This window comes from Mucilaginibacter sp. (assembly GCF_965200995.1).
Classification (GTDB): domain Bacteria; phylum Bacteroidota; class Bacteroidia; order Sphingobacteriales; family Sphingobacteriaceae; genus Mucilaginibacter.
The window spans coordinates 2,198,174-2,214,381 of sequence record NZ_OZ241743.1 but is presented as its reverse complement, the minus strand read 5'-3'; the positions used below and the strand labels follow the sequence as shown (position 1 = coordinate 2,214,381).

Here is a 16,208-nt window from a genome sequence, read left to right as displayed (position 1 = left end):
ACTTAAAAAAATAAATCGGTTTGATACATTGACCTGTTAGCGATTTTGTTAAAGTCAACATTTGCAGTTAATGCAGGAGACAGATAGACTGATTCAAATGTGGTTTCGTTCCTTCTTAAAAGGGTAGCCTGTGATGACCGCCCCGCATTTATTTCAATTTTTATTAAGTTTAGCGAATCTGGCAAAGCAGTACCATGAACTTTATTACCAGTTCTTCCATCGTAACTTAATATGTATGGTATATTTCTTTCATTCAACTTAAATAGAGCAGTCAAAAAACTTGAATTTTCTATATTACCTGCATAATTAAAACCTCCATTCAATCCGGTTCCTTGATATGGCGGGTCCATATATATCAAAGTGTTAGTGTCTGCAACTTGAAGAATATTTTGATAATCACTGGCATAGCATTGTGTTTTATCTTTCAACAATTGCGAGACGCGTAAAATATCAGTTTGCATTAGTTGAGGGTTTCTACCCAATCGTCTTTTATCTGGACTTTGATTGAAATGCCCTTGTGCATTATAGCGTACAGCTGCCTTAACACATTTAGCTAAGAGGAAAAGCAAATGTTGCGGTTGCTTCGTTTGGTTAAAACAGTCGCGAATTTTGTAGTAATAATTTTCCTCATCACCATGTTGACCTTGCCATATTTCAGAATATGCCTTTATAATTGATCTTGGATGATTGATGATTGTATACCAAAGCTCAATGAGCGGCTCATTCACATCGTTAATTACAAAATTTTTGTCTTTTAAATGATATGCAGAAGCTATTGTTATAGCAGCCGACCCAGCAAATGGTTCAATTAACTGGTCAAATTTCTCAGGAAAAAACTTTAAAATCTGTTCTGCTAAACTTCTTTTACTACCTTGATATGGAATTGGGTGTGGTAACTTCATTAACAATGCATCAATATTAGCCTATCAAATATATAATTTTCTAAAGATAAAAGCTTTCAGTGTTTAACACTATCAGCAATAATTCTTTCCCTACTATTGCAAGCGTCACGTGCCTATTGCAGCTAACAGCAGGAACAACCGGGAAAGCGTTTGAGCGGCTGAGGCCTCATCAACTGAATCAGCAGAAAACAAAAAAGGCCCGCCTCCTTGAGGTGTGGGCCTTTACTTAAATACCGTCCGTTTCGAGTCCGGCATCCAAATGTCTTTAGCTTATATTTATAAAGCGTTTGAATAGATAACACAAGTATGTACTGCAGGTTTTTAAACTATTAAATTTTATTGCCCTGCTGCACAAAACCAAGCTAACGGAAACTTTGCTGCCTGTGGCCCGGTGATAACACGGCACTGCCCTGCTTACCCCTCTTTATACAATTTTTTAATCCACCAAAGCACAAATAGTGATGCGTTGATGATACCGGTGTTGGGTAGATTTTTTCAAATTCAGACAACCGTTTCCACATCATGCTGAACTTGTTTCAGCATCCCACCGGCAGAGCCAATAGTAGGGTAACCACGCGGCCGGAGCAACGGTATACTTACCCTGAAGTATACTGAAACAAGTTCAGCATAACCGCATTTTTCATCTTCCGGCCACCTATGATGACCCCGACCACGGGCACAACTAAAAGCTCTAAAAAGTGTAAACCCTGCTTTTTTACAAATTATTGATTATCAATAATTTAATTGATATTTTTTGTGAATTATGTAAACTTTGGGTTTACACTTTGCGGAGTGGATAAGGGACGCAGCTTGCCCCTAAGCCGGAAGGGTGCAAACAGTACGCACTTCGCTTTACTGGGCAGTGTTGTTGGCTTTATGATCTGCCTGCATTTGCTCGTGGTCTTTTTTCATCTTTTCATAATCGGCTAAAATCTCGTCATGGTCTTTTTTCATCCGCTCATGATCCTTCATCATTTGCTCATGATCTTGCTTTACCTTTTCCTCGCTTACGGTACCTTTAAGATGGGCCTCTTCCAAAGTAGCATGTTTGGCAGTAAGCTCCTGGTGCATCCTGGAAATTGAATCCAGTTTTGCAATCAGCGCTTCATGCTGCGCTTCAATTGCACGGTGTTTATTTTCATCTATAGCGGGCTTTTCAGCAGCATCTTTCTTCTCCCATTGGGCGTGCTCATCCTCCAGCTTGGTTTCCAGGGCTTCTAAGGTCGAATCTTCCTTAACCATTTCATGGTGGTCTTTTATTAATTGCGCATGTGTGCTGCTGTTACTGTTGCTTTGTTTACATGCACCGGCGGCTAAAGCAAGCGCCACAAGTGCGGCTGCGGATAATTGAGTAGCTTTCATATATATTTAACTTTTATTAAAATGCAACAGCATTGCAATAACAAATGTTTAATGGATTTACAACTATTTATGTGCCATCAGTATCAGCAGTCATGGCTGCTTAACACCTTTAATGCAGTAACCCTGTAGTATAGCTGCAATCAATAAGCAGATGAAGGTTTGTATAAATCCATTGTAATGTTTAGCGATTACGATACAGAACTCCTACCGCTCCCAAACCTTTTTCGCCCTGTATTGTCTTTTTGCGGATGCATTAACTTATTAAATTATGGAAGATTTTGAAATCACTGCAGGCGAAACCCGGCGCCGGTTAAAACTACAGCCGCAGGAACAGGCCAACACCTATAAAATTTATGCTGCTGACCCTGCAGAAGATTGGCTCAACTACCAGCAGGCCCGCTCGGCAGATACGCCTGCCGATGGTGTACTGGGCACTATTACGGTAAAAGGAGAAAAGGATTTCGATTTCAATGGCATCGGCGCATTTACCGGGCAGGATTTGCAAAGCATTGCCGCGCAGGTGGTACTGCATCCGTCTTTTACGGTACCATCCTGATTCGGGAAGCCTGTTTGTACTTCAACGCTTTTTAAAGGAAATCAATCCAATAATATACGAGCTACTTACCAAAACTTTAATTTAAACATAATGGCTGCACTTGAAAAAATAACCATTGGTATCAATACCAACCACCCGCTTACCGTATCGCGCTTAGGGTACGGTACCATGCGCCTCACCGGCGAAGGCGTTTGGGGCGATCCGCCCAACCGCCCCGAAGCATTGGAGGTATTAAAAACCGCCATAGCCAGCGGCGTCAATTTCTTAGATACTGCTGATTATTACGGCGAGGATATTACCAACAAGCTGATTAAGGAAGCATTATACCCCTACACGAACGATCTGGTAATTTGCACCAAGGTAGGCGCTACCCGTAAGCCCGACAAAAGCTGGGTGCCGTTCAACACACCGGACAACCTGCGCACTGCCATTGAAAACAACCTGCGTACCCTGCAAATTGAGCAGGTACAGCTGGTACACCTGCGCATGATGCCTTACCGCCAGGCTTCTTATGAAGAAATGCTGGATGCCATGTTCGCCATGCAGCAGGAAGGCAAGATTTTGCATGTGGGCCTGAGCAACGTAACCCGCGAGGAACTGGAGCAGGGCCTGCAGCACGGCCCCATTGCCAGCGTGGAAAACATCTATGGCTATCACCAGCGCGGCACGCTGATAGAAGCGCACGGCGAAACCCACGGCGGCGGCGAGGTGCTTGATCTTTGCGAGCAGCACCAGATTCCGCTTATCCCGTTCTTCTCGCTGCATACGGCATTGCCTAAAGCCGGGGAAGATAAACTGTCTGAACTGGCCCAAAAGTATGGCGTAAGCACCGCCCAGATGAATATTGCCTGGCTGCTGCATAAGTCGCCCTGGATACTGCCTATCCCCGGCACCTCGCAGGTGAGCCACCTGAAGGAGAACATTGCCGCGGCAGACATTAAGCTTACGCTTGAGGATATGGCGTTTTTAGATTAGTTAATAACAAAGAGGGCAACTTGCCCTCTTTGTTATTTGCCTTTGTCCTTTTGCTGCCTGAAGTTATTGAAAGACTGTCTGATATAAGCAATCATATCATAATCAGTCCATTTTTTTACCTGCATTTTGGTTGGCTGGTAAGCTAACTGAAAATTGTCCAGTTCATCATCCCGAATAGCAGTATATTTCTTAATTATACTACTGTTAAATTTTAGCCCTACCTCGTAAGCATCAGTTTCTTCTTTGGCTACCTTCTTAAACCGTCGCGCCTGTTTCACTTCACCCTTAAAATTTTCGTAAATGAAAGTTATCGGTTTCAGAAATAAATAATAATAGTGAGGCCTGCCGGTATAAAATACGCTTTTACTGCGGTAAGCTTGCTGCGCAATCAATAACTCATTCTTTACTGAACTGCCGGTAATTACTATTTCTTTTAACTCCTTGCTGCTATAAGGTTTCAAATAATAAATTCCGGTGAGAGCTTCTGTAACTACTGCCTCTAAGTACGCATAACCAATTTTTGAAAATTCAAGCGTATCACCCTGAGCAGCCAGAATTGAAAACAGGCCGAATGTATTTGTATGTACTGTACCCCGGCTGCCTTTATTATGAATAGCCGCACTCTCTATTCTGGTGTTAGTGCCGGATTGTATTACGGCCCCCTGCCTTACCACATAAACTTGCCCTTGTGCCTGCTTTACAACACTTAAACAAAGCAGAACGAAAGCCCCTAACAATTTTTGCCGCATTGAATAAAAATAACAAATTAGGTGAAGCACATTTAAGGTTTAACATCTTTTAACGGTTGTAAGAAATAAAGCGTAATGCAATAGCTGCACTTTGTTACTAACAAAACAGTTCAGTGTTTACGCAACCGGAACATCGCCCTGCTTATCTCCACATTTGCACTTCTGTAACTAAAAAAATCTGCACATTTGCAATCTATCAATCTGCACGTTCAACATGGGGCAATACTATATTATTGATTTTGACAGCACTTTTACCCAGGTAGAAGCTTTGGATGAACTGGCGCGCATTTCATTAAAAAAGCACCCCGACCGGGAGCAGATTTACAGGCAGATTGAGGATTATACCAACGCCGCCATGGAGGGCAAACTATCATTCAGCGATAGTTTGGAGGGGCGCATTAAACTGCTGCAGGCTAACCGCCAGCATCTGAAGCAGCTGGTAAAACACCTGCGCAAAAAGGTCTCCATTTCATTTTCCCGAAACGATCAGTTTTTTAAGCATCACCAGGATGAAGTATTGATTGTATCGGGCGGTTTTAAAGAGTTTATTACGCCGGTGGTTACCGAGTACCACATTAAAAAAGAGAACATTTACGCCAATACCTTTTTATTCGATATAGACGGCAATATTGTAGGTTATGACCGCGCCAACCCGCTTTCGCAGGAAGGCGGAAAGGTAAAGCTGCTGCGCGAGCTGGACTTACAAGGCGATATTTTTGGCATTGGCGATGGGTACTCTGATTTTCAGCTTAAAGAATCGGGCATCATCAAGAAGTTCTTTGCCTTTACCGAAAATATTGAGCGGAAATCGGTAGTGGAAAAAGCCGACCACATTACACCCAGCTTTGATGAGTTCCTATATATCAACAGGCTCCCCAGGGCTATCTCCTATCCTAAAAACCGAATTAAATGCCTGGTAGTTGGGCAGGTGGGCGAAGAAGCCGTTGCCCAGATGCAGAAGGAAGGCTATAATATACGCCAGCGGGATGAATTTGAAGATAAATATTTACAGGAAGCCGGCGTACTCTTATGCGATGAAGCCAACCAGCCTACGGCAGAACAGTTGCAAAACGCCGGCCGGCTTAAAGTAATCGGTTGCTTTGGCAAAGCCGCCAACAGGCTGCTGATGGAAACCGCCGCCGAAAATGGCATCATTATTTTTGATGATCCAAAGCACAATCCCCGTAATACCGATTTTATCCCCAAGCGGGTGATCGGATTTATGAATGAGGGTAAAACCCACATGAGCTGTAATTTTCCGGATTTGCAGCCACCCAGGGTTAACAATGCCCACCGGGTTATTCATATCCACAAAAATATACCGGGTGTACTGGCACAGATCAATCAGGTGTTCTCCAGCCATCAGATCAATATCGTAGGCGAATTTCTGGTAACCAACAGCCGTATCGGCTACGTGATTACTGATGTAAACGCCGGGTATGACCAGCAGGTGCTCAATGAGTTAAAAAGCATTGAGCATACCATTAAATTCCGGCTGCTGTACTAATCTTCCTTATTGTCCTTCATCGGCACTACCAGTACAGGTATAGCCGAGTCGCGGATCACGTTTTCGGCAACGCTGCCCATAAAAAAACGCTCAAGCCCGGTGCGGCTGTGTGTTCCTATGACAATCAGGTCGGCACCAAACTCAGCAGCACATTGCATAATACCTTCTGCCGTATTGCCAAAATTGGTAAACTCGCTTATTTCAAGTCCCTGCCCAAAGTGCGCTATCGTATCTTTTAAAATACGGTTATGCGTGTCTTCCTGCACCTGCTGCAGTTCGGGCGTTACAATCTCATCAATAGGCGATCCCATGGTGCTCAGTCCCATCATGGTATCTGTACCGGTTGGCGGCAGCACTACGGGCTCCATAATGTGCACCAGGCCCACAGCTGCATTTAATGTACGTGCCAGGTTAAAGCCGTAACCGGCTGCATGCTCTGCATGTATACTGTTATCTGTACCTATTAAAATTTTCCTGATATCCATAAGGCGTAGCGTAATTTTAGTTACAACAATGAACAAGCGTTTATGTGTGATGAGGGCGATACGCCACTTTTTCTTAAAATTCCCCGCCTGAACCGCCGCCGCCAAAGCTGCCGCCGCCAAACCGCGAAGGCGTATCCACAGGAGCGTTGGCCACATGCCCTGTTACACTGGCCGAAATTAACGCCTCCGCGTTTAGTTGTTCTGCTGTGCTCCGGCTGTAATGCGCTGTATAGGTAAATCCGTGTTTTGATGTTTTAAGATAACGTATCACCGCATAAACCACTGCAAGCAAGGCAGCCCCGGCAAGTGTTAACGCCCACTCAGGCGGCAGTACATGATAATAGTTACGTAAAGTAGCGGCGGCCGCAGCTATAAGCAGTACCCCTGTCCGTAAAGGCAGCGCCTTCTTTTGAATTATGCCCCAAGCAATATAAATAAAGGGGACACAAACGGTCCAAAGCCAAAAGAAGAAGCCGGAGCCAACGCTGTGATTTTTGTGATAGCCTGTTAGTTGCCCCTGCAATTCATCAATTAAGTAATAGTTGCCGGCGGCATATAAGGCCAGCAGGCTAATTGTTTGTGCTACGGTAAAACAGGCATCATAATAGCGGGCTTTCGGATGCCTTTGAAGACGGCTGCAACCCAGGTACAGCAAACCGGCAGCCAGCATCATTACAAAGGACAATGCCGTTGCCCCAAACAAGCCTGATTGCAGCCATCCAAAGAATACTGCGCTTAGCCAGGCAAGGGCACACACAGCACTCATCAGGGCGTTGCTAAAGCGTAAGGTAAATACCAAACTCAGCACGCCAATGTATACACTGCCTGCTAATTCATAGTAATGAGAAATGGATTTTTCAGCATACCATAGATATGCACCCACAAAAAACGCGCCTGATAACCACAGCAGGGCATCATCTACCCCGGCTTTGTAATAGTTGTTGTGCTTTGTCATAAATTCCAGCACTATGTAAGTGATAATGCCATAAATTAAAGGCAAAGCGGCATCTGCAAGTAAGTGCGCCTCAATTAACAAAAGTCCCAGCAACTCAGCCGAAAACACAGTAATAATGCAGGTAAGCAGGAACAGGCCTGCCCTTACAAACAGGCCCGGATTATAAAAGCCAACCGGGTGCTGCTGCTTAATCACCTGCGCTTCTTCAGCCGTAATGGCACCGGTATGCCGCGCCATGTCTGCCTGCCCGTGTACACGCATATTTGCTAACCATGTGGTGTTATAAATAATCATGAAGTTTTAAACTGATGGTGCATATGAATCAACCAGCGAATAAGCAGGATGCCGGAGATAATAAAATAAATGAACAGCATTATGATACCACCTTCATCAAAAGCCGAATTTATGCACAACCTTACCACCAGGCAGGATACCGCCAGGTAAGTGTACAATACAGATAGCAGGAAAAAGTAGAATTTTCTAACCTTGTAAGCATCATAAATGATAGCTCCGCTCAGTAAGGCAATACCCAGCATCCACAAAATAGCGCCGCCTTCGTTATAATTGTAAAAGTAGCCGGCCAGCAGGGCGATAAAGCCAATATGCACGCCATAATGCTGATACGTAAACGCAAAATGCCGCTTTACAACGTAATGGTGAGTTCCCCAAGCTACCGCCAGCATACATAAGCCGAAACCCAGATAGGTAAGTATCAGTGATTGGCTGCCGAAGTTTCCCGCATCAAGCAAATGCTGCGGGGTAACGGTGATGCCCAGCCACAGGCCAAAGTTTACAATCGCCATGTTCAGTATCGCTATATGGTCGAAATCATAGGCAATGTAAAACAGCAGCACCATCGGGATAAACGCAGCCAGGCCATACCGGTGCCCAAACACGTTATACTGATATTGCAGGTAACCTAAAAATATGAGCAGGCTAAGCGTACCCAACAGCAGTACATAATCAAAAAAAGTATCGGGTATATCTGTTTTTGCCCGGCTGAACGGCTTTTTATGCTTAAAGCAGTAAGCGAAACAACCGGCACAAAGCAAGCCTAACAGCGCTAAGATTACACCATGCCCGATGCTGTCTATATTTTTGTAGACCAGTAAGCCCAGGCCGCTGGTAAGCAGCACAATGCCTATATACAGCAAGGTTTTAACCTCCCAGTGTACCGAGAAAAGCGGCTGTTGCTCCTGCTGCGCGAGGCGGGCAGCCGAGGCATCGCTGATCAGGCCCTGCTGGTGCAGCTTTCTGAATAGTGCGTAATCAATCATTAATCAAGTATACTTAAAATGAGCCATACCTTGCAGCCCAACTTTTGTAAGCACAGGAGTTAACCGCCTGCAACGCATCTCCATAACATTTTAGTAACGAAAATTATTAACTTGCCATTTTTCAAACTATACATCAGCGCCATGACTGAAACACTGGACATTAAAATTACCAAGACTACGCAAAGCCGTTTGGCCGAAACGGATTTTAACAAACTTCCGTTTGGCCGCACTTTTTCTGACCACATGCTGGTAGCCGATTACCAGGATGGCGAGTGGAAGAATTTTGAGATATTGCCTTACGGCCCAATAGCCATGAGTCCGGCTATTTCGGCCCTGCATTACGGGCAGTCATTTTTTGAAGGATTAAAAGCCTACAAGTTTGATGACGGCCGGGTATCCATCTTCAGGCCCGATGCCAATGCCGCCCGCTTTAACACATCGGCCGAGCGCCTTTGTATGCCGCAGCTGCCCGAAGAAATGTTTATACAAAGCCTGATGACACTGGTTGATATTGACCGCAACTGGGTGCCGGCAAAGGACAACCACTCGCTGTATATCCGCCCGTTTATGTTTGCTACTGATCCTTTCCTGGGGGTAACTCCATCGCAAACCTATAAATTTGTGGTCATCACCGGCCCGACAGGCCCTTACTTTTCCAAACCGCTGCGTGTAAAGTTTGAAACCCATTTTACCCGTGCTGCCGAAGGCGGCTTTGGCTATGCAAAAGCTGCCGGTAATTATGGCGGCGCCATGCTGCCTGCACGCAAAGCTGTTGAAGAAGGCTTTGACCAGCTGATATGGACCGATGCCAAAGAGCATTTATATATAGAGGAAATGGGATCGGCTAACGCCATGTTTGTAATTGACGGCAAACTGGTAACCCCATCCACCCGAGACAGTGTTTTAAAAGGTATTACCCGTGATACCATTATCAAACTGGCGCATAACTGGGGTATGCCGGTAGAAGAACGCCTGGTAGCGGTAACCGAAATTGTAGAAGCAGCGCAGAACGGTAAACTGGAAGATGCTTTTGGTGCCGGTACGGCTGCTGTTGTAGCCCCTGTAGGCTCTGTTACCTATAACGGCACTGAATATACCTTAAGCGATCCGGCCACGCGCCAGTTCTCTCAAAAGGTACTTTCTACTTTAGATGCCATACGCTATGGCCGTGCGGCAGATCCGCATGGCTGGAATTATGTGATTTAAGTTTCAATTGATAAGCAAAAAGCGCAGCAGGTTTTACCTGCTGCGCTTTTTGCTTATCAATATTTCTACTATGATCAATCTACCGTTACGGTCAGCCCTTCCTGCTGTAAAATTTTGCGGTATACCTCCATCTCTGTAAAAGAGCCTTCCAGTACGGCGCACTTGCCATTGTTATGCACCTTCCAGGCAATCTTTTCGGCCTGAGCTTCTGAATAATCCAGATACTTTATCATGCAGTGTATCACATGGTCAAAGGTATTGTGCTCATCATTCCACAAAATAAGGCGGTGCATTTCTTTTAAGCTCGCCAGTATCTCTTCAAGCGTAAGGGTTTCTTCCTGGGTTTCCGTTGGCATAATCTAACGGCAAAGTTACCTAAATTGTACAATAAAACTGAGCGGAAGCTGTTTACTTTGGCAAAAACACTTTCATTCATCTTTAACCGCTTTTATTTTTATGACTAACCTCTTTCCTGCTTTGTACTGCACCGCAGCTTTATGTATGGCGGTTTGCTCCGTAAAAGCGCAGTCTGCTGCAGGCAACCCTGCATCCGGCCTGCCGCCCGGCGGCATTATAGTTGATGGCAACCTGCATGAATGGGGCGATACCTTGCAGCATTACAATGCAGATACCCAAATAGGTTATGCCATTAACAACGACCATAACTTTATATACATAGCTGCCCGCGTTGGCGAGCGCAGCGAGCAAATGCGGGTATTGGCAAACGGCCTTACCGTGAGCATAAACACCAAAGGAAAAAAGAAAGATACGTATAGCATTACATTTCCTTTAGGTAATGAAAACCCGCTGCAACGGCCGGCAAACGCTGCCAGACAGGAAAGCGAACACCCGGACGGCGAAGACAGGGAAGAAATGATGCAGGCCCGGCTTACTGCCCTGAGAAATATAAGGGTAACCGGTTTTAAAGATGTAGAAAGCGAAATTATTACTACCGCCAACACTTATGGCTTTAAAACGGCCATGAGTTATGATAGCCAGGGCTATTTACTTTATGAAGCGGCTATTCCGCTTAAGTTTTTTGAACATGAAGACCTTAATAAAACCGAATGGGCCTTTAACTTTAAAGTGAACGGATTTAAAGCACCCGCAGGGAATAAGGGAGCAGGCGGTGAAGATATGCCGGGCAGCAGTATGGGGCGCGGAGGCATGGGTGGTGGAATGAACGGCGGCGGCATGGGCCGGGGTGGTGGTATGCGTGGCGGCGGCATGAGAGGCGGCGGTATGAACCGGGGCGGCGGCGGCTTCAATCGCGGTGAAACAGCAAAATCAGTAGATTTCTGGGATAAGTTCTATCTGCATTCCTGATTGGCAATATAACATCAATAACTACAACCACCAGCCACAAGTTATACTGCCAGTATGAACTTGTGGCTGATGGTTCTGTTTTTATAACTACCCTCCCACCTTGTAACGGTATACCTGCCTGCCCAGATAACCATCTGTACTGATGCCTTCTATCACTACACGATAGGCGCCTGTACCATCGGCATTATAATAATTGAAAGTGATATTGCCTTCACTGTCAGGTATCAGGTTCTTTTCCCAGTGTATGGTGGTACGTAAATCAGCAATATTGCTGCTGGCTTTTGGCCCTGCGTATACCGGCTTATAAAATTCGCGGTCGATATAAAACCCTTTGGGCATATAGGTAATGATACCGGGTTTGGCAGCCCAAAAGTCGGCATTACTGCTTTCATCGCCGCGTTTTGTATTAACGATGATAACGCCGTTCCCACCCTGACTGCCATAAATAGCCAGATAGCCGCCTGACCGCAATACCTCTATGCTGCCAACATCATAAGGATTTATGGTAGACAGGTAATCACTGCTTACATAAGCGCCATCTACAATTACCTGCATAGGCCCGCCGTTGGGGCTACGTGTGGAATATGGAATACCATTGCGAAATATTACCCCCAACAACCGGCCCTGCAAACACTGGGCTATGGTAGTGCAGCCCAGCCTTTCAAACAAGTCGCCGTTGATGATCTGATCTGCACTGCCGGCGCCGTTCAGGTTGGATGAATGTTTAACTGCCGGGGTACGCGCTTCACGGATCACTACCTCCTTCAGTACAATGGCATGACCGTTAAGGCCGTATTTAACATCGTTATTATACTGAAGCTTACTGTTTTGCAAATAGGTAAGATATCCGGCAGGTGCATCTGTTAACAAACCGGCAGGCGCTTTACCGGCCGAGACCGGCTGCCTTGCAGGTTCATCCATCGTTACTTTCACATTCCTGTTGTTCTTACCGGTACGCGCCTGCACAATAAAGCGTAAACTATCCTTAAATATCAGGTTATTAAATGCAAACTGTCCGCGCGCATTGGTTACCGTATCTAAAACAAAGGCCCCGCCAGCAGTTGAAAATAAGGTTACTTTTCCATTAGCTACCGGTTTGCCACCCAGAGTTGTTACCGTACCGCTGATGCGGAACGCCTTTTCGGGCTGATAAGCAATAGCCGGTAACTGGTCGGTCAGCAACGGTTTCCAGGTAAAGCGGCGGTAGCCCTGTGTAAGCATCAGCACATCCAAATCGGCATCTACCTGCTCATTTACCTGATTAAAATAGTAACCCGGCTGTTCTACATACCCCTGAAGGTCTGAAGTAAGCAGCAGGTGCGACTGGATAGTCCCTTCCTCACGTTCATCAACCGGCACTTTGCTTTCGTCAATTACTGCCGCCGAAAAACTACCGATAACCGGTTTCCCCCCGGCATCCTGTACATGCACACGAATACTGGTTTTTGCGCGGGCCGTGTAAGCGTTCTGGTCCGAAGCTACGTTCATTTGCAGTTGGTCGGCCGGGTTACGCACAAAAATCAGCCGCTCGGCTGCCAGCTGGCTGCCGGGCGCAAACAAGGTAAATTGCACAATACCTGAAGGAAAACGGCTTGCAGGCACTAAAGCGGTATAGCTGGCGTTCTGAAGGTTTGTTTTAGCGGCATACAGCACAGTGCCGCCTGCCTGCGCCACTAAGTTTACCTCGCTATCACCTCCCTTATTCACCAAATCAGCACTGGCCGTAATTTTTAGCCTGATACTGTTACCGGTTCTGTTCAGGCTCAGCACATAGCCGCTTGCAAGCGCCTGCGGAAGCGGAACTGTGCGTTTCGACCCATCAGGATAATTAAGCACCGCACGGTAAGTTTTACCGCTTTGCGGATTGAGCACAAAGCTGCCCATACCCAGGTGCCGGGCGTTTATACCGGTTACCTGCTGATTATTGTTATCAACAATGTTACCCTGTACATTAATGCCCAAGCCGTTAGGGCCAACCGCTTTGAATGCCACCACCGATGCAATACCATTAACCATGTTACCTCCTTCCGGAAAAAACTGCACATCAGTTTGGGCAGCTGCGGGCGAAAACGTAAGGGCAGCACCTGCCGTTTTACCATCACTCAATTTTAGCTGGCTGATGAGCTGCCCTGAACGGTAGCCCCTCGCTTCGCTGGCAGGGAAACTGACCGTTAAGTTACCCCTTGCATCAGTAATCCCTTTACCTTTTGCCACCTGGTGGTTATCCAGCTTTACCGTGTAGTTTACCGGCTTACCAACATAAGGCGTTTGATTGACATCAGTATACGCAACCGTAACATTGGTTTGCTGTGGCGTATAGCTGTACACAGCAGTGGCCAGCACTTCATTATTAATTACATTCCCGATCAGTAAGGGCTCATCGTAAAAATAGGCATCATTAAAATTGCGCATCCAGTTGGTGTAGGCACGCAAGCGGTAAGTACCTGCCATCAAACTGTCGGACAAGGCAATATCACCCGTACATACGCCATTTACAACCAGCAGCTTTAACGATTTCTTTACAGAATCCTGGCTGTCAATCAGCTCTACGTTTAAAACATTACTCAGCGCGGAAAGCTGATGCTTAGGCCCGATGGTAACATAGGCCTTAAACCATAAATTATCGCCGGCGGCATAATAAGGCTTATCCAAATGCAGGTACACTTTTTCCTGCGGATAATTATCTGTCCATTTTTGCAGCTGATTAGCCACCCGCTGCAAAAAGCCATCATCAAACCGGGTGGTGAAACCGGCCAGCGAAATAATTACAGCAAGAAGCGCAGGGATATAAATTGATTTGAGTTTAGCAGTCATATTGTCTATACTAAATTAACTCTAAATCAGCCCATTTAGTTTAGATATCTACAGAAACAGACAATTCAATGCTGGATTACCGGGCAACCCGCAAAGTGCTGATTGCAGCCGTGCATGTATGGCCTTAAAATACGTTCTTCCACATCATGCTCTCTACCGGGCGGGTGGTGGGGTTGTTGTATTTGGCGTTGCCTTTGGTGTTGTACAGGGTTTCAATGTCGCCTTCCACTACAAAGTAGATCAGTTGCCCGATAGGCATACCGGCATACACTTTCACCGGCTGTACTACCGATATTTCTAAAGTCCAGGTATTACAAAACCCCACATCGCCCTTACCGGCAGTGGCGTGTATATCAATCCCCAACCGCCCGGTGCTTGATTTGCCTTCTAAAAATGGTACATGGCTATGCGTTTCGGTGTATTCTACCGTTACCCCCAGGTACAACGTGCCGGGCTGCAAAACAAAACCATCCTTCGGTATTTCGAAATGATCGATCTCATTATGCTGCCGGGCATCCAGCACACGGTTACGATAGGTGGCCAGGTGTTTGCCCAAATGCACATCGTAAGAATTGGTACCCAGGCACTCACGCCTGAACGGCTCGATAATAATGGCGCCTTTTTCAATCTCTTCCAGTATGCGCTTGTCTGACAGTATCATAATTTGAACCGGTAATTTTTGGGTGCCTTAAAAGTAGAATTAAATGAATAATTTCGCCATCCGTTTTGTAAAATATCCAAATGGCATTAGCATTTATCCAGCAAGTTGACAATGATACCGAATTTGCCGTATGGAAAATTGAGGAAGATGCCGCCGACCTGTACCAACAGTTGCAGCTGGATAAGCAGGAAAAAGCCTATGTAGAAAAGCTGGGCAACGGCAAAAGGCACCTGCACTGGCTGGGTACCCGCGTATTGCTGCGCCACATGCTGCATACCGATGATTATATTGATTGCCAGGTAGATGTGCATGGCAAACCTTACCTGGTTAACCTGCCCTATCATATCTCCCTCAGCCACTCGTTTGATTATGCGGCCGTAATGATCAGCAAAAGCCGGCCTGTGGGGATAGATATTGAGCAGATTAAGGAAAAGGTAGAACGCATTGCCGGTAAATTCCTGTCGCCTCAGGAACTGAGTTTTATCAATACCGATGAGCGCATTGCGCACCTGTATGCCTGCTGGTGTGCCAAGGAGGCTATTTATAAATGTTATGGCCGCAAAGAGGTTTCGTTTTTAGACCATATCCGGCTACAGCCATTTGACTTTACCGGGCAGGGGAACCTACAGGCTGCCTTACAAAAGGAGGCTGTGAATTTGCCTTATGAGGTACAGTACCTGCAGTTTGAAGGTTACATGATTGGCTATGTAAAGGGAGGCACCATTGAAGAATAAACAGGTAAGCGTACAAAACTGGGGGTTAACAGATTACCAGCAAGCCTGGGACCGGCAGGAAGCGCTGTTTGCCGAAACGGTGAAACTGAAGACTGATATGCGCAACGGGCTGATCGATGCTGATACGCCTACGCCCAATTATCTTATTTTTTGCGAGCACCCGCATGTATATACTTTAGGCAAAAGCGGCAAAGCCGAGCACTTGCTGCTGGATGAAGCCGGTTTAAAAGAAAAGCAGGCCGTATATTATCCGATCAATCGCGGCGGGGATATTACCTACCACGGGCCGGGCCAGCTGGTGTGTTACCCGATACTGGATCTGGATAACTTTTTTACCGATATTCACCTCTACCTGCGCACCCTGGAAGAAGCGGTGATTTTAACGATGGCCGATTATGGCTTACAGGGTGAGCGCTACCCCGGCTATACCGGCGTATGGCTGGATGCTGACAATGAAAAGGCCCGTAAAATATGCGCTATGGGCGTGCGCTGCAGCCGCTGGGTAACCATGCACGGCCTGGCATTTAACGTGAACCCGGATTTAAGTTACTTTAAACACATTGTACCCTGTGGCATTGATGATAAGGATGTAACTTCGATGCAGCGCGAACTGGGGCGTACCGTAAATTTAAAAGAAATAGAAAAAATCCTGCAGCAGCATATTTCCGTACTTTTTGGAATGGAACTGCCACTATGAAA

The 16,208-nt window shown here is 46.0% G+C and carries 16 protein-coding genes; 7 read left to right on the top strand and 9 right to left on the bottom strand.

The features are described 5' to 3' along the window. Positions 1-2: 2 nt before the first annotated feature. Together ACY652_RS10465 and ACY652_RS10460 are read right to left on the bottom strand one after the other, a co-directional pair. On the bottom strand, positions 3-902 hold the full coding sequence (locus ACY652_RS10465) for a Dam family site-specific DNA-(adenine-N6)-methyltransferase (protein WP_462264320.1): 900 nt from the start codon (positions 900-902) through the stop codon (positions 3-5). 852 nt (positions 903-1,754) lie between these two features. Further along, positions 1,755-2,264, bottom strand: coding sequence for a hypothetical protein (locus ACY652_RS10460; protein ID WP_462264319.1), 510 nt, complete (start codon positions 2,262-2,264; stop codon positions 1,755-1,757). Between the two features lie 268 nt (positions 2,265-2,532). On the opposite strand from ACY652_RS10460, the gene ACY652_RS10455 reads away from it, so the two are divergent. Together ACY652_RS10455 and ACY652_RS10450 are read left to right on the top strand one after the other, a co-directional pair. Further along, the gene (locus tag ACY652_RS10455) at positions 2,533-2,820 is read left to right on the top strand and encodes a hypothetical protein (RefSeq protein ID WP_462264318.1); all 288 of its coding nucleotides are present in this window, start codon (positions 2,533-2,535) and stop codon (positions 2,818-2,820) included. Between the two features lie 90 nt (positions 2,821-2,910). After that, positions 2,911-3,795, top strand: a complete 885-nt coding sequence (locus ACY652_RS10450) for an aldo/keto reductase (protein ID WP_462264317.1) — start codon at positions 2,911-2,913, stop codon at positions 3,793-3,795. Between the two features lie 32 nt (positions 3,796-3,827). Here ACY652_RS10450 and ACY652_RS10445 read toward each other — a convergent pair whose 3' ends face one another. Next, a complete protein-coding gene (locus tag ACY652_RS10445; protein WP_462264316.1) occupies positions 3,828-4,544 on the bottom strand; it encodes a hypothetical protein in 717 nt (238 codons plus the stop codon). A 214-nt stretch (positions 4,545-4,758) separates the two neighbouring features. On the opposite strand from ACY652_RS10445, the gene ACY652_RS10440 reads away from it, so the two are divergent. Beyond that, positions 4,759-6,051 (top strand): HAD-IB family phosphatase, encoded by a 1,293-nt coding sequence (locus ACY652_RS10440; protein WP_462264315.1) that lies wholly within the window; start codon positions 4,759-4,761, stop codon positions 6,049-6,051. Here the strand turns inward: ACY652_RS10440 and ACY652_RS10435 are convergent. From ACY652_RS10435 to ACY652_RS10425, 3 genes are all read right to left on the bottom strand, one after another. Continuing rightward, complete coding sequence (locus ACY652_RS10435) at positions 6,048-6,536, bottom strand: universal stress protein (RefSeq protein WP_462264314.1); 489 nt, start codon at positions 6,534-6,536, stop codon at positions 6,048-6,050. The genes ACY652_RS10440 and ACY652_RS10435 overlap by 4 nt on opposite strands. 73 nt (positions 6,537-6,609) lie before the next feature. After that, positions 6,610-7,785: a hypothetical protein gene (locus tag ACY652_RS10430; protein ID WP_462264313.1), complete on the bottom strand. Its 1,176-nt coding sequence runs from the start codon at positions 7,783-7,785 to the stop codon at positions 6,610-6,612. After that, positions 7,782-8,768, bottom strand: a complete 987-nt coding sequence (locus tag ACY652_RS10425; protein ID WP_462264312.1) for a DUF2157 domain-containing protein — start codon at positions 8,766-8,768, stop codon at positions 7,782-7,784. Before ACY652_RS10425 ends, ACY652_RS10430 begins: the two co-directional genes overlap by 4 nt. Before the next feature lie 141 nt (positions 8,769-8,909). Between ACY652_RS10425 and ACY652_RS10420 the strand changes: the two genes are divergently transcribed. Next, positions 8,910-9,974 carry a branched-chain amino acid aminotransferase gene (locus ACY652_RS10420; RefSeq protein WP_462264311.1) on the top strand — a complete coding sequence of 355 codons (1,065 nt, stop codon included), beginning with the start codon at positions 8,910-8,912 and terminating at the stop codon, positions 9,972-9,974. A gap of 74 nt (positions 9,975-10,048) precedes the next feature. On the opposite strand, the gene ACY652_RS10415 is transcribed toward ACY652_RS10420, so the two are convergent. Further along, complete coding sequence (locus tag ACY652_RS10415) at positions 10,049-10,330, bottom strand: ATP-dependent Clp protease adaptor ClpS (protein ID WP_462264310.1); 282 nt, start codon at positions 10,328-10,330, stop codon at positions 10,049-10,051. A gap of 100 nt (positions 10,331-10,430) precedes the next feature. On the opposite strand from ACY652_RS10415, the gene ACY652_RS10410 reads away from it, so the two are divergent. Beyond that, positions 10,431-11,300: a hypothetical protein gene (locus ACY652_RS10410; protein ID WP_462264309.1), complete on the top strand. Its 870-nt coding sequence runs from the start codon at positions 10,431-10,433 to the stop codon at positions 11,298-11,300. Positions 11,301-11,387: 87 nt separating this feature from the next. Here the strand turns inward: ACY652_RS10410 and ACY652_RS10405 are convergent, their stop codons facing one another. Both ACY652_RS10405 and dcd read right to left on the bottom strand, forming a co-directional pair. Continuing rightward, on the bottom strand, positions 11,388-14,114 hold the full coding sequence (locus tag ACY652_RS10405) for a TonB-dependent receptor plug domain-containing protein (RefSeq protein ID WP_462264308.1): 2,727 nt from the start codon (positions 14,112-14,114) through the stop codon (positions 11,388-11,390). A gap of 124 nt (positions 14,115-14,238) precedes the next feature. Further along, positions 14,239-14,775 (bottom strand): dCTP deaminase, encoded by a 537-nt coding sequence (gene dcd, locus ACY652_RS10400; RefSeq protein ID WP_462264307.1) that lies wholly within the window; start codon positions 14,773-14,775, stop codon positions 14,239-14,241. Between the two features lie 80 nt (positions 14,776-14,855). Between dcd and ACY652_RS10395 the strand changes: the two genes are divergently transcribed. Together ACY652_RS10395 and lipB are read left to right on the top strand one after the other, a co-directional pair. Beyond that, positions 14,856-15,509, top strand: coding sequence for a 4'-phosphopantetheinyl transferase family protein (locus ACY652_RS10395; RefSeq protein WP_462264306.1), 654 nt, complete (start codon positions 14,856-14,858; stop codon positions 15,507-15,509). Further along, complete coding sequence (gene lipB / locus ACY652_RS10390) at positions 15,499-16,206, top strand: lipoyl(octanoyl) transferase LipB (protein ID WP_462264305.1); 708 nt, start codon at positions 15,499-15,501, stop codon at positions 16,204-16,206. The genes ACY652_RS10395 and lipB overlap by 11 nt, the downstream gene beginning before the upstream one ends. The last annotated feature ends 2 nt before the right edge of the window (positions 16,207-16,208 follow it).

Coding starts and splice junctions, on each gene's coding strand:
- ACY652_RS10465 (WP_462264320.1), bottom strand. CDS start 902: ATGAAGTTACCACACCCAATTCCATATCAAGGTAGTAAAAGAAGTTTA.
- ACY652_RS10460 (WP_462264319.1), bottom strand. CDS start 2,264: ATGAAAGCTACTCAATTATCCGCAGCCGCACTTGTGGCGCTTGCTTTA.
- ACY652_RS10455 (WP_462264318.1), top strand. CDS start 2,533: ATGGAAGATTTTGAAATCACTGCAGGCGAAACCCGGCGCCGGTTAAAA.
- ACY652_RS10450 (WP_462264317.1), top strand. CDS start 2,911: ATGGCTGCACTTGAAAAAATAACCATTGGTATCAATACCAACCACCCG.
- ACY652_RS10445 (WP_462264316.1), bottom strand. CDS start 4,544: ATGCGGCAAAAATTGTTAGGGGCTTTCGTTCTGCTTTGTTTAAGTGTT.
- ACY652_RS10440 (WP_462264315.1), top strand. CDS start 4,759: ATGGGGCAATACTATATTATTGATTTTGACAGCACTTTTACCCAGGTA.
- ACY652_RS10435 (WP_462264314.1), bottom strand. CDS start 6,536: ATGGATATCAGGAAAATTTTAATAGGTACAGATAACAGTATACATGCA.
- ACY652_RS10430 (WP_462264313.1), bottom strand. CDS start 7,785: ATGATTATTTATAACACCACATGGTTAGCAAATATGCGTGTACACGGG.
- ACY652_RS10425 (WP_462264312.1), bottom strand. CDS start 8,768: ATGATTGATTACGCACTATTCAGAAAGCTGCACCAGCAGGGCCTGATC.
- ACY652_RS10420 (WP_462264311.1), top strand. CDS start 8,910: ATGACTGAAACACTGGACATTAAAATTACCAAGACTACGCAAAGCCGT.
- ACY652_RS10415 (WP_462264310.1), bottom strand. CDS start 10,330: ATGCCAACGGAAACCCAGGAAGAAACCCTTACGCTTGAAGAGATACTG.
- ACY652_RS10410 (WP_462264309.1), top strand. CDS start 10,431: ATGACTAACCTCTTTCCTGCTTTGTACTGCACCGCAGCTTTATGTATG.
- ACY652_RS10405 (WP_462264308.1), bottom strand. CDS start 14,114: ATGACTGCTAAACTCAAATCAATTTATATCCCTGCGCTTCTTGCTGTA.
- dcd (WP_462264307.1), bottom strand. CDS start 14,775: ATGATACTGTCAGACAAGCGCATACTGGAAGAGATTGAAAAAGGCGCC.
- ACY652_RS10395 (WP_462264306.1), top strand. CDS start 14,856: ATGGCATTAGCATTTATCCAGCAAGTTGACAATGATACCGAATTTGCC.